This is a genomic window from Bradyrhizobium sp. PRIMUS42, from assembly GCF_023006515.1.
Lineage (GTDB): Bacteria > Pseudomonadota > Alphaproteobacteria > Rhizobiales > Xanthobacteraceae > Bradyrhizobium.
This window is the reverse complement of record NZ_JALBGZ010000105.1, coordinates 1-12,362: the sequence shown is the minus strand read 5'-3', so window position 1 is coordinate 12,362 and position 12,362 is coordinate 1. Positions and strand designations below refer to the sequence as shown.

General features: G+C 62.6%; 12 protein-coding genes. 7 read left to right on the top strand and 5 right to left on the bottom strand.

The features are described from left to right. On the bottom strand, positions 1-783 hold a 783-nt coding region (locus MOV75_RS11465), incomplete at its 3' end, for a caspase family protein (RefSeq protein ID WP_247005713.1). A gap of 378 nt (positions 784-1,161) precedes the next feature. Here MOV75_RS11465 and MOV75_RS11460 point away from each other — a divergent pair. Further along, positions 1,162-1,968, top strand: a complete 807-nt coding sequence (locus MOV75_RS11460; protein WP_246925985.1) for an N-acyl homoserine lactonase family protein — start codon at positions 1,162-1,164, stop codon at positions 1,966-1,968. A gap of 378 nt (positions 1,969-2,346) precedes the next feature. On the opposite strand, the gene MOV75_RS11455 is transcribed toward MOV75_RS11460, so the two are convergent. Then, positions 2,347-3,192 (bottom strand): MBL fold metallo-hydrolase, encoded by an 846-nt coding sequence (locus MOV75_RS11455; RefSeq protein WP_247005711.1) that lies wholly within the window; start codon positions 3,190-3,192, stop codon positions 2,347-2,349. 323 nt (positions 3,193-3,515) lie between these two features. After that, positions 3,516-4,055, bottom strand: coding sequence for a MarR family winged helix-turn-helix transcriptional regulator (locus tag MOV75_RS11450; protein ID WP_247005701.1), 540 nt, complete (start codon positions 4,053-4,055; stop codon positions 3,516-3,518). Between the two features lie 110 nt (positions 4,056-4,165). Between MOV75_RS11450 and MOV75_RS11445 the strand changes: the two genes are divergently transcribed. The 5 genes from MOV75_RS11445 to fahA all read left to right on the top strand — a co-directional run bounded on the left by MOV75_RS11445 (position 4,166) and on the right by fahA (position 9,823). Further along, positions 4,166-5,806 carry an FAD-dependent oxidoreductase gene (locus tag MOV75_RS11445; RefSeq protein WP_247005699.1) on the top strand — a complete coding sequence of 547 codons (1,641 nt, stop codon included), beginning with the start codon at positions 4,166-4,168 and terminating at the stop codon, positions 5,804-5,806. 8 nt (positions 5,807-5,814) lie between these two features. Further along, positions 5,815-6,039 (top strand): DUF2783 domain-containing protein, encoded by a 225-nt coding sequence (locus MOV75_RS11440; protein WP_246925979.1) that lies wholly within the window; start codon positions 5,815-5,817, stop codon positions 6,037-6,039. A 24-nt stretch (positions 6,040-6,063) separates the two neighbouring features. Continuing rightward, positions 6,064-7,020, top strand: a complete 957-nt coding sequence (locus MOV75_RS11435; RefSeq protein WP_247005697.1) for an MBL fold metallo-hydrolase — start codon at positions 6,064-6,066, stop codon at positions 7,018-7,020. A gap of 2 nt (positions 7,021-7,022) precedes the next feature. Beyond that, positions 7,023-8,369 carry a homogentisate 1,2-dioxygenase gene (gene hmgA / locus MOV75_RS11430; protein WP_246925974.1) on the top strand — a complete coding sequence of 449 codons (1,347 nt, stop codon included), beginning with the start codon at positions 7,023-7,025 and terminating at the stop codon, positions 8,367-8,369. A 179-nt stretch (positions 8,370-8,548) separates the two neighbouring features. Next, positions 8,549-9,823 carry a fumarylacetoacetase gene (gene fahA / locus MOV75_RS11425; protein ID WP_247005695.1) on the top strand — a complete coding sequence of 425 codons (1,275 nt, stop codon included), beginning with the start codon at positions 8,549-8,551 and terminating at the stop codon, positions 9,821-9,823. Between the two features lie 98 nt (positions 9,824-9,921). On the opposite strand, the gene MOV75_RS11420 is transcribed toward fahA, so the two are convergent. Next, complete coding sequence (locus MOV75_RS11420; protein ID WP_247005693.1) at positions 9,922-10,233, bottom strand: DUF1272 domain-containing protein; 312 nt, start codon at positions 10,231-10,233, stop codon at positions 9,922-9,924. Between the two features lie 73 nt (positions 10,234-10,306). After that, positions 10,307-10,786, bottom strand: a complete 480-nt coding sequence (locus MOV75_RS11415; RefSeq protein WP_246920931.1) for an Lrp/AsnC family transcriptional regulator — start codon at positions 10,784-10,786, stop codon at positions 10,307-10,309. A gap of 117 nt (positions 10,787-10,903) precedes the next feature. Between MOV75_RS11415 and hppD the strand changes: the two genes are divergently transcribed. After that, complete coding sequence (gene hppD / locus MOV75_RS11410) at positions 10,904-12,019, top strand: 4-hydroxyphenylpyruvate dioxygenase (RefSeq protein ID WP_247005691.1); 1,116 nt, start codon at positions 10,904-10,906, stop codon at positions 12,017-12,019. Positions 12,020-12,362: the final 343 nt, after the last annotated feature.

Sequence of the window (12,362 nt, the reverse complement as noted above, 5' to 3'; positions counted from 1 at the left end):
CGCCGTCGACGGTGCCGGACGCGATCCGCCGGCTCCCGGGCTGAATGAGAAGTCTTCGGCCAATGAAGAGGATATCCACGGCACCTGCTCGCCGCGCGAGGCGCGGGTGACGCCCATCTTGGTCCGGTTCAGCGTCTCCTCGGCCATCAGGTCGGGGACGCGGATTTCCTTGAGGAGCTCCTGGACGAACAGGCTGTGATCGCCGCCGGCGTCCGAGACCACCGAGGCCAGCGCCGCCGAATACATCACCAGCGTGCCGTTCGGCGCGATGACCGGGGTCAGGCCGGCCGAGAAGCTGCGGAACCGGCGCTCGAACGGGTTCCGCCTGGAGGCGTCGATCAGCGCGATCTTCACGCCGGCGCCGCGGGTATTGAGCTCGCCGAGGACGGTCTCGAGGCTGAAACCGTCGCGGCGCACGTCGGATTCCGTCCAGATCTGCGCATCGATCGGCAGCAAGTAGCTCTGGCGCGCCGACTGGATGCCGAAGCCGCTGAAAAACACCAGCGCCACCGATCCCGGCTTGATCTTGCCGTAGAGCTTGTCGAAGGCGCGGCGCATGCCGTCGCCGGTCAGATTCTCGCCGATCTCGACCGCAAAGCCGTCGCGCTTGAGCTCGTCGGCGACGTTGCGCGCATCGTTGATCGGTTCCTTCAGCGGGGCATCCGCGTCCGGATATTTGGCATTGCCGATGACCAACGCAAAACGGTCTCCGGCCGCAAGCGATGGAGCAGTCGGGACGAGCGAGATGAGCAAGGGCAGAAGGAAAAAGAAGCGAATTTTCATAATCAGCGCGGTCCAGCCAAAAAGGCGCCGTTCCTAGCTTGCGCCGCGGCGACCTTAACTTACGCTTCCTGCATTATCAAACTGGGGACGGGGGGCGTCAACCACTTGGAGATTCGGCGTTATCGCGACGATTGACCGCAACGTCCGGGGCGCCGCAAGGGGAATAAACAGTCTCATGTTTCTGCTCCGACGTGATCCGGCTCGATCTGGCCGGCGGCACGTTAGGACCTCCATGGCGTCGAAAATGTGATTGGTCTCACATTGAAAGGTCTGCCCCGTCGCGCCGCGAGGCGTTTGACCTTTGCAGCGGACAATGGCTTGCTGCGCAGGATCGTCCCGGAAGGTCCACTCAGAAAAGCAAAGCAAAAAGCAAGAATCATGGGAAACGCCTACGAAATCTACGCCCTGCGCTATGCGACGATGTCGCCGCGTACCCCCAGCATGAACTTCCTTCAGCCCGATCCGCATGACAGCGCGGCGCAGGACCTCGACTATTTCGTCTGGCTGATCCGCGGGGGCGGCCGCGACATTCTGGTCGACACCGGCTTCAATGCCGAGGAGGCGAGCGCGCGGGCGCGCAAGCTGACGCTCAATCCGGTCGATGCGCTGGAGCGCTTTGGCGTTGCGGCGTCAAACGTTCGCGACGTCATCGTGACGCATCTGCATTACGACCACGCCGGTAATCTCGATCGCTTCCCGAATGCGCGCTTCCATCTGCAGGAGCGCGAGATGGCTTACGCGACCGGCCGCTGCATGTGCAACGGCCTGCTGCGCCATCCGTTCTCGGTCGAGCACGTCACGCAGATGGTGCGCCACGTCTATGGCGAGCGCGTCAATTTCTATTCCGGTGACGGCGAGGTCGCGCCCGGAGTCACCGTGCACCGCGTCGGCGGCCATTCGGACGGCTTGCAGGTGGTCAAGGTCGAGACCGCGCGCGGCCCGGTGGTGCTGGCGTCCGATGCCGCGCATTACTACGCCAACCTGCAGCGGCGCAGCCCGTTCCCGATCGTCTACAATGTCGGCGACATGGCGGTGGGTTGGGAGACGATCGAGCGCCTCGCCGGCCACCCTGATAGATTCATCCCCGGCCACGATCCGATCGTGACGGAAATCTATCCGCGCGCCAGCGACAAGGTCGAGGCCTGGGCGCTGCACCTGCCGCCGTCGCGGTCATTTGCGAAATAGCGTGAGTGCCAGACCCTCATCCTGAGGGGCGCGCTCTTGCGCGCCGTCTCGAAGGATGAAGGCCGAGATGCAGCAGCGGAACCTTCATGGTTCTCGCGGTTATGCGAAGCGTCCTCCGCTGGACGGCGCTTGCGCGTCTCCTCACCATGAGGGGGCGACTGGTCATCAGGAATGCAAGGGCGTGTACTTCGTAAATCCGGGATGGTTGCTTTCGAGGGTAAAGCGGGCACCCGGCCCCGAACCCGGAATGTCGCCCTGTGACCCTTAGCGGTCATCATCACCCGCGTACTCTAGAAGCCGTTCACCGACCCCGGCTCAGAGGGATCGAATGCGATCATCTCGGGACCGCCTTTTCGGAAGGGCCTCACTCTGAGCGGTCTACGGCTTAACCGGAAGCACTAGTTCCATCAGGTCTTTTGCCACGCTAACCCTTCCGGAATAGTTCTCCCTGACGGCGGCAATCCATTGATCGTCGGTGACATCGATATCACCAGGCACTAGATGACTGAGCACCAGTAATTTCACGCCAGCCGCACTGGCAATCTTGCCGACATCCTGCGCCGTCGTATGGCTCGCCATCAAATGCTTGCCCAGCGTGGCCCCATTCTTAACGCGTGCGACGAGTTTCTCCACGAATGGGGCGAAAAGCGCCTCGTGGACCAGCACATCGGCGCCCTTGGCAAATTCCGCCAACTTCGGATTGTATTCGGTGTCGCTTGAGAACACGATCACGCCGTCGGGAGTCGTGAACTTGTAGGCGAAATTGTCGGTGATCGGAGGATGCGGAGTGCGAAAAGCGGTAATCGTAAACTCATCGGTTTTCAGGAACTCGCCGTCGGCGACGATATCCTTCGCGATCAAGAGCGGACGGGGATTCGGGCGTCCTTCGTCCGCAATGCGGGTGTCAACGTCGAACTTGTTCAGCTCCCAATAAGTCTTTGTCATCTCCTCGAGCCCGTTCGGGCCGAACGAATGAATCGGCGTCGAGAGGCCAGAGACCCAGGCGTTGTAGACTAGATTGCCATATTCGAGGTTGTGATCCGAATGATGATGGCTAATCAGGATATATTTCACCGAGGTCAACGGTACTTTCGCTTCCGCCAATTGACGGCTGACGCCCATGCCGCAATCGAGCACGATACGCGTGCCGTTGATTTCTATTAAATTGGCTGGATTGGAGCGGCCGATCTCGACGCGGGGACCCCCTTTGGTGCCGAGAAACACGATCCTAGTCCGTGCCTTCGCTTCCGATTGAGCTTGTGCCAACGGCACCCTTAACAGTGACGCGCCACTTACAAACGTCGCAAACCTCAGGAAAGTGCGGCGATGCAGCATTGAAACCTCGCGCTGTCTGCAAAGACCATAGGGCTTCAGCTCACTTAATCAGCCAGTGGAGAGCCAATCAAGCTCACCCAATAATCTTACAGCTCTAAGGGTGCGCCTTGTGGCCCTTGGCGGACATTCGCTGATGCATCGTCGATGTCCGCTTTTGGGCAATGCGGACCTCGCCATCCGGCACATATGTACAGAATCTATGGTTCCGCGCCCTAATACGCCTGCTTGGCGTCGGCCTCTTCGCTGGTCTGGATCAAATCGAGGCTCCGCTCGATCTTGCCGAGCAGCGCCGAGAGCTGCTTGCGTTCCTGTGCCGAGAGGCAGGCGAGGATCTCGTCCTCCCGCCGCAGCAATTGCGGGAACAGCTCTTCGTAGAGCGCGCGGCCTTTCTTCGTCAGTTGCAGGCGGAATTCGCGGCGGTCGGCTTCGTTCTCGACCCGCTCGATCAGCGCCTCGTGCAACAGCATGGTGACGGCGCGGCTGATGGTCGATTTGTGCGTGCGGGTGCATTGCGAGATGTACTGCGCGCTACAGGCATCGTTGCGGAAGCCGAGCGTGGCGATCACGCGCCAGGCCGGAATGTCGAGACCGTGCCGTTCCTGATATTCGACCGAGAGCGCGGAACTGACCTCGGCCGCGAGCCGGTTGAGGCGGAACGGGACGAACTTGAACAGATCGAGTCGTGCCTTTGGCCGCGCAGAAGCCTCATCGGCTTCGCGTGCCTTCAATGCGATGTTGCTGGTTCTCGCCAAGGAGCGCGCTCCGAATTCCAGTTGACGGCCGGCCGGCTCCGGTCCAAAATAGTTGCACGTGAGACTATCTAGCAGATCGGTCCACTCCTGACCAGAGCCGAGGTTAGTGTATGGCGCAGGCCAAGACGCATCAGGCCAAAGCCCAGTTCGGCTATCGCCGCCATCCCGATCAGGACCGCGCTGGCCAAAGCCCGGCCGAGCATCCGGTCGTGGTTGTCGGCGCCGGTCCGGTCGGGCTGTCGCTCGCGATCGATCTCGCCCAGCGCGGTCAGCGCGTCGTCCTTCTGGATGATGCCGACCGCATCGGCGAGGGCTCCCGCGCGATCTGCTTCTCGAAGAGGTCGCTGGAATATTGGGACCGACTCGGCGTCGGTGAGCGCATGGTCGCCAAGGGCGTGGTGTGGAGCGTCGGCCGAATCTTCCACGGGGACTCCCAGCTCTACCAGTTCAACCTCCTGCCCGAGGACGGCCACAAGCGGCCGGCCTTCATCAATCTGCAGCAATACTACGCCGAGGCCTACCTGGTCGACCGCATCCAGGATCTGCCCGAGATCGACCTGCGCTGGCGCAACAAGGTGACGGCGCTGGAGCAGCGCAACGATTCCGTAGCATTGACGATCGAAACGCCGGAGGGCGCCTATCGTCTGCATGCGCAATATGTGATCGCCTGCGACGGTGCGCGATCTTCGCTGCGGCAGATGGTCGGCGCGGAGTTTGCCGGCCAGGTGTTTGAGGACCAGTTCCTGATCGCCGACGTCAAGATGACGGCGGAATTCCCGACCGAGCGCTGGTTCTGGTTCGATCCGCCATTCCATGCGGGACGCTCGGCGCTTCTGCACCGGCAGCCCGACGACGTCTGGCGCATCGATCTCCAGCTCAATCGTTACGCCGACCCCGTCGTCGAGAAGAAGCCGGAGAACGTGCGGCCGCGGATCGCCCGCATGCTCGGGCACGACAAGTTCGAGTTCGAGTGGATCTCGCTGTACAAATTCCAGTGTCGGCGGATGGACCGCTTCATCCATGGCCGCGTGATTTTTGCGGGCGACTCCGCGCATCAGGTCTCGCCGTTCGGTGCGCGGGGCGCCAATTCCGGGCTCGAGGACGCCGAAAATCTGTCCTGGAAGCTCGACCGCGTGCTGCGGGGTGCCTCGCCCGTGAGCCTGCTCGAGAGCTATCACGCCGAGCGCAGCCTGGCCGCCGACGAGAACATCCGCGAATCCACGCGCTCGACCGATTTCATGGCACCGAACTCGCATCAGGAAGCGCGGCTGCGCAAGGCGGTGCTGTCGCTCGCCAAGGAGACCGAGTTCGGCAAGCGCATGGTCAATGGCGGCCGCCTGTCGGTGCCGTGCAGCTACGATTCGCCGCTGTCGTCACCGGATGCAGATGCCTGGCGCGGCGGACCGGCTCCCGGCTGCTCCATGCTCGATGCCCCCGTTGCGATGGGTTCGGGCGAGCAGGGCTATTTGACGGATGCATTCCGGACGGGTGGAACAGACTTTACGCTGCTGTCGTTCAGCAATGGCGCGGCGGTCGCTGCGCCCGATGGGGTGAAGGACATCCGCATCGACGGCGCGGGCGGACTTGCCGATCCCGCGGGCCTCGTTGCAAGGCGCTATGACGCCGAGCCGGGCGCCGCTTATCTGCTCCGGCCCGACGGTTATGTCGCGGCGCGCTTTCGCCATCCGACGCGGGCGGTGATCGCGGCGGCCCTGTCGCGGGCGCAAGGCCTGACACAAGGCCTGAATTGAGGTTTTTCATGCCACTCTCCACCAGCTCCAACTTCGCGCGACCTGACGATGCCTTCCGTGCCATCGCCGAGGCGCACCGTGGTCTCACCGAGGAGCAGAGCGCCGATTTGGACGCGGCGCTGGTGCTGATCCTCGCCAACCATATCGGCGACATCGATGTGCTGCGCGAGGCGATCACCCTCGCCAAGCGGCGCATGATCGACGGCCAGCAGCAGCAACAGCAACAACAATGACCCCGTGAATTGAAGGACGAATTGATGGCGAAGAACTTCGCATCCACCGGCGACCTCTCCGAGAAGACAATCACCTTCTCCGAGATCGGTACCGATCTCTATGCCTTTACCGCCGAGGGCGATCCGAACACCGCAATCATCGTCGGCGACGACGGCTGTCTCGTGTTCGATGCGCAGGCAACGCCGGCGATGGCGAACAAGGTGATCGAGCGCGTTAAAGCCGTCACCGACAAGCCGATCAAATATGTCGTGCTGTCGCACTATCACGCCGTGCGCGTGCTGGGGGCCTCCGCCTACAAGGCGCAGGACATCGTCGCCTCGCAGGAGACCTATCGTCTCATCGAAGAGCGCGGCAAGCAGGATTGGGATTCCGAATATGGCCGCTTCCCGCGGCTGTTCCAGGACGCGCAGAGCATTCCCGGCCTGACCTGGCCGACGCTGACCTTCGAAGGCGAGATGTCGATCTATCTCGGCAAGCGCGAGGTGCGGCTGATGCAGCTCGGGGCCGGCCACACCTCTGGCGACATCGTCGCCTGGGTGCCCGATGCCGAGGTGATGTTCTCCGGCGATCTCATCGAATATCACTCGGCCTGCTATTGCGGCGATGCTCACTTGCGCGAATGGCCGCTGACGCTGAACGAGATCCGCAACTTCAATCCGAAGGCGATCGCGCCGGGCCGCGGCGATGCGCTGAAGGGTACAGCCACGGTGCGCGAAGCCATCGCGATGACGCGCGACTTCGTCACCTCGCTCTATGGTGCGGCCGAAATCTCGGTTGCGAAGGGGCGTACGCTGAAGGAGACGATGGCGGCAACGCGCGAGGTGATGGATCCGAAATTCCACAGCTTTGCAATTTACGAGCACTGCCTGCCGTTCAACGTGTCGCGCGCCTTCGACGAAGCGTCGGGGATCGACGACCCCGTGATCTGGACCGACAAGCGTGACCAGGAGATGTGGGCGGCCTTGCAAGGAGGAGGATAGTCATGAACATCAACACCTCGCCTGATCAGATCATCCGAAGCTCGGCTCAGGTGACGCCGGGCTATATGTCGGGCTTCGGCAACAGCTTTGAGACCGAGGCGCTGCCGGGCGCGCTGCCGATCGGGCGCAACTCGCCGCAGCGCTGCGCCTATGGCCTCTATGCCGAGCAGCTCTCGGGCTCGCCCTTCACCGCGCCGCGCGGCACCAATGAACGCTCCTGGCTCTATCGTATTCGCCCCTCGGTGAAGCATTCCGGGCGTTTCGAGAAGGTCGATATTGGGCTGTGGCGTTCGGCGCCGTGCCACGAATACGATCTGCCGATCGCGCAGATGCGCTGGGACCCGACGCCGCTGCCGAAGGATGATGTGACCTTCGTCCAGGGCGTGCAGACCATGACGACCGCCGGCGATGTGAACACGCAGGCCGGTATGGCCGCGCACGTCTATCTCATCACCAAGTCGATGGTGGACCAGCATTTCTACAATGCCGACGGCGAGTTGATGTTCGTGTTGCAGCAGGGCAATCTTCGCCTCGTCACCGAGTTCGGCCGCATCGACGCCGAACCGGGCGAGATCGTGGTGATCCCGCGCGGCGTCAAGTTTCGCGTCGAGATCCCGAACGGTCCGGCACGCGGCTATCTCTGCGAGAACTATGGCGGAGCGTTCACGCTGCCGGAGCGTGGGCCGATCGGCGCCAATTGCCTCGCCAATGCGCGCGACTTCCTCACCCCCGTCGCGCATTACGAGGACAAGGACACGCCGACCGAGCTCTACGTGAAATGGGGCGGCTCGCTGTTCAAGACACAGCTGCCGCATTCGCCGATCGACGTCGTCGCCTGGCATGGCAATTACGCGCCCTACAAATACGATCTGCGCGCCTTCTCGCCGGTCGGTGCGATCGGGTTCGACCATCCCGATCCCTCGATCTTCACGGTGCTGACCTCGCCGTCCGAGACGGCGGGCACCGCGAATATCGACTTCGTGATCTTCCCCGAACGCTGGATGGTCGCCGACAACACCTTCCGTCCGCCCTGGTATCACATGAACATCATGAGCGAGTTCATGGGCCTAATCTACGGCGTCTACGACGCCAAGCCGCAGGGCTTCGTCCCTGGCGGCATGAGCCTGCACAATTGCATGCTGCCGCACGGCCCCGACCGCGACGCCTTCGAGCACGCCAGCAACGGCGAGCTGAAACCGGTGAAGCTGACCGGTACCATGGCCTTCATGTTCGAGACCCGCTACCCGCAGCGCGTTACGGCGCATGCCGCAAATGCGTCCACGCTGCAGGACGATTACGCGGATTGCTGGAAGGGTCTCGAGAAGCGGTTCGATCCGAGCAAGCCGTAGCTTTTCTTCCCCTCTCCCCTTGTGGAAGAGGGTGGCTCGCCGCGAAGCGGCGAGACGGGTGAGGGGTCTCTCTCCGCGAGTAAGCCTCTCACTTTCGGATACGCGGATAGAACCCCTCATCCGGCGCTTCGCGCCACCTTCTCCCACAAGGGGAGAAGGAAGAGAGAATCGAGCCTGAAGTGACAACGCACCCCAACGATCCCAGCCTCCGCTCTTTCATCGACGTCGATCCCGCCTCCGACTTCCCGATCCAGAACCTGCCCTACGGCGTGTTCTCGACCGCGGCCAACCCGACACAGCGTGTCGGCGTCGCGATCGGCAATTACGTGCTGGATCTCCGGGAGCTCGAACAGGATTCCCGGCTCGATGTCGGCCCGCTTGGCGTCTTCTCCGGACCCTCGCTCAATCCGTTCATGGCGCTCGGACCAAAGGTCTGGAGCAAGACCCGGGCCCGCATCAGCGAGTTGCTGCGCCACGACCATCCCGAGCTGCGCGATAACGAAGAGCTGCGGAAGCAGGCGCTCGTGCCGATGCGCGATGCCAGGCTGCATCTTCCGTTCGCCGTCTCCGGCTACACTGATTTCTATTCGTCGAAGGAGCACGCCACCAATGTCGGCGTGATGTTCCGCGGCAAGGACAATGCTCTGCAGCCGAATTGGCTGCATATGCCGATCGCCTATAACGGCCGCGCGTCCACCGTCGTGGTGTCAGGCACGAGCGTGAAGCGGCCGCGCGGGCAGTTGAAGCCGCCGAATGTGGATGTGCCGAGCTTCGGGCCGTGCAAGCGGCTCGATTTCGAGCTGGAGATGGGCGTGGTGATCGGCCAACCGTCGCCGATGGGCGGCATGCTGACCGAGCAACAGGCCGAGGAGATGATCTTCGGCTTCGTGCTGCTCAACGACTGGAGCGCACGCGACATCCAGCAATGGGAGTATGTGCCGCTCGGCCCGTTCCTCGCCAAGGCGTTCGCGACATCGATCAGCCCCTGGGTGGTGACGCGCGCGGCGCTGGAGCCGTTCCGCCTGAAGGGCCCGGAGCAGGAGCCGGTGCCGCTGGATTATCTCAAGCAGGCGAAGCCGCAGAACTACGATATCGCGCTCGACGTCTCCTTGCGCGCCGCCGGCGCCAATGCGCCCGCCAGCATCAGCCGTACCAATTTCAAGTACATGTACTGGTCGTCGGTGCAGCAGCTGATGCACCACGCCTCCTCTGGCTGCGCCATGAATGTCGGCGATCTCCTGGGGAGCGGTACGATCTCAGGCCCGGAGAAGGACCAGCGCGGCAGCCTGCTCGAGATCAGCTGGAACGGCACCGAGCCGGTCGAGCTGCCGGGCGGGGTGAAACGCTCGTTCCTGGAAGACGGCGACAGCCTCGTCATGCGCGGCTGGTGCCAGGGCAACGGCTATCGCGTTGGGTTTGGTGAGGTCGAGGGGACCATTTTAGCGGCGGAGTAGCTGCGCACTCCGGTGCCGTAGGGTGGGCAAAGCGTAGCGTGCCCACCACATCGGTCACGTGGGCACGGCGCTGCGCGCCTTTGCCCACCCTACGAGACCTATCGCTTCTCCGGCGGCACATCGCGTATCCGCGCGCAATGCGCAGCTACATCCTCCACGCTGTACTTCAAATGCACCCGCTTGTCGGACGGAACCTGCCTGGTCGTGCAGACGCCCGGCCGCCATTCCTGCGTGGGACGGATCGGGCGCGGGGCAAAGCCGCCGCCGCAATTCGGGCAGACATTGGAGAGCTTCGTATCGACGCAGTCCGCACAGAACGTGCATTCATATGAGCAGATCCGCGCATCTGTCGCATCAGGCGGCAGGTCGCGGTCGCAATATTCGCAGTTCGGTCGAAGCTGGAGGGCCATGGGCAGAATCTCCGGATTGGACCGGATCATCGCAGATCGCCTGGGCTGCGCGAATGCCGCATTTCCCTCGATTTCAGCCGGCCTTGATCTCCTTGAGCGGCAGCCGCGAACTCTCTTTCAGCCTATCCAGCACGATCGAGGAGCGCACATGCGCGACGCTCTGGTGCGGCATCAGCACGTCGTTGACGAGGTTGGAGAGGCCCTTGAGATCGCGCAGCACGGCCTTCAGCACGTAATCGGCGTCGCCGGTGAGCGAATAGGCCTCCTGGATCTCGTCGATGCGGCCAACGAGCGCGCGAAACCGCTTCGAATTATCCGGCGAGTGAGTCGCAAGTCCGACCTGGATGAAGGCGATCACGCCGAAGCCGAGCGCCTCGCTGGAGAGATCGGCGTGATAGCCCGCGATCACCTTCTCCTCCTCCAACCGCATGCGCCGGCGCGAGCATTGCGAGGCCGAGAGCCCGGCGAGGTCGGCGAGTTCCTGGTTGGTGAGACGGCCGTCGTCCTGGAGGGCACCCAGGATCTTAAGGTCGAAGGCGTCAACTGAAATCATGCGTCGTTTGTCCAATTTATGCACGGATCGTGCATATCATAGCCAAATTCCGTCCCGTTTGCACGCTCATTGCAGCCCCCATGAAGGATAGTTCCTCCCAGCAACAGGGAGAACACGATGGGACCGTTTCCGCACGATGCACCGCCGGCCACTATTAGCGCCGACAATCCGATGGGCACCGACGGGTTCGAGTTCGTCGAATATGCGCATCCCAACCCGGGCGAGTTGCACGCGCTGTTCAAGTTGATGGGCTATGCGCCCGTTGCGCGCCACAAGACCAAGACAATCACGGTCTATCGCCAGGGCGACATCAACTATCTCGTCAACGAGGAGCCAGGCACACATGGCTACGACTTCGTCGCCGCGCACGGGCCTTGCGCTCCCTCAATGGCGTTCCGCGTCGTCGATGCGAAGGCGGCTTATGACCGGGCGATTTCGCTCGGTGCGGAGCCGGCGGACGTATCATCCGCACAGAAGACGCTCGACGTGCCCGCGATCAAGGGCATCGGCGGCAGCCTGCTCTATCTGGTCGATCGCTACGGCGCCAAGGGCTCGGCCTATGATGCCGAATTCGAGTGGCTTGGGGCGCGCGATCCGCGGCCGGTCGGCGCCGGCCTGTTCTATCTCGACCACCTCACCCACAACGTCCATCGCGGCCGCATGGATGTCTGGGCCGGCTTCTATGAAAAGCTGTTCAACTTCCGCCAAATCCGCTTCTTCGACATCGAGGGCCGCGCCTCCGGCCTGTTCTCGCGCGCGCTGACCAGCCCGGACGGCAAGATACGCATTCCGATCAACGAGGACGCCGGCGATTCCGGCCAGATCGAGGAATATCTGAAGACCTATCGCGGCGAGGGTATCCAGCACATCGCCTGCGGCTGCCGCGACATCTACCGCACCATCGAAGGTCTGCGTGACGCCGGCCTGCCGTTCATGCCGGCGCCGCCAAATACCTATTTCGAGAAGATCGATGCGCGCCTGCCCAAGCATGGCGAGGACCTCGCACGTCTCCAGAGGAACGGCATCCTGATCGACGGCGAAGGCGTGGTCGAGGGCGGCCAGACCAAGGTGCTGCTCCAGATCTTCTCGGCCAACGCCATCGGTCCGATCTTCTTCGAGTTCATCCAGCGCAAGGGCGACGACGGATTCGGCGAGGGCAATTTCAAGGCCCTGTTCGAATCGATCGAGGAGGATCAGATCCGCCGCGGGGTGTTGAAGGTGGATGCGGCGTAGGCCGTCAAGCACACTGCCGTAAGGTGGGCAAAGCGTAAGCGTGCCCACCACCTTTATCAAATTGCGGGGAGAACGTGGGCACGGCGCAACAGCGCCTTTGCCCACCCTTGTATTAGGGCGATCGATTATATTGAGCCGTTCCGTGAGGAATGGCCCAGCCCGGGTGGCCGCCCGAGCTGGGTCGCCGTTCGATCGGATCGGTGCCCACCGAAGCCTTGAGGGCTGTCAGACATAGCAAGATCGCGATCGGCACTTCATCGGGACCCGAATGGTTGAACGAACTTTAGGTTCGCATAACAAGGGAGGGATCGACGAAGATGGCCAAGCATACCACGATCTGTGC

Bases quoted from the DNA above. Each gene is read 5' to 3' on its own strand.
- MOV75_RS11460 (WP_246925985.1), top strand. From the start codon at position 1,162: ATGGGAAACGCCTACGAAATCTACGCCCTGCGCTATGCGACGATGTCG.
- MOV75_RS11445 (WP_247005699.1), top strand. From the start codon at position 4,166: ATGGCGCAGGCCAAGACGCATCAGGCCAAAGCCCAGTTCGGCTATCGC.
- MOV75_RS11440 (WP_246925979.1), top strand. From the start codon at position 5,815: ATGCCACTCTCCACCAGCTCCAACTTCGCGCGACCTGACGATGCCTTC.
- MOV75_RS11435 (WP_247005697.1), top strand. From the start codon at position 6,064: ATGGCGAAGAACTTCGCATCCACCGGCGACCTCTCCGAGAAGACAATC.
- hmgA (WP_246925974.1), top strand. From the start codon at position 7,023: ATGAACATCAACACCTCGCCTGATCAGATCATCCGAAGCTCGGCTCAG.
- MOV75_RS11420 (WP_247005693.1), bottom strand. From the start codon at position 10,233: ATGGCCCTCCAGCTTCGACCGAACTGCGAATATTGCGACCGCGACCTG.
- MOV75_RS11415 (WP_246920931.1), bottom strand. From the start codon at position 10,786: ATGATTTCAGTTGACGCCTTCGACCTTAAGATCCTGGGTGCCCTCCAG.
- hppD (WP_247005691.1), top strand. From the start codon at position 10,904: ATGGGACCGTTTCCGCACGATGCACCGCCGGCCACTATTAGCGCCGAC.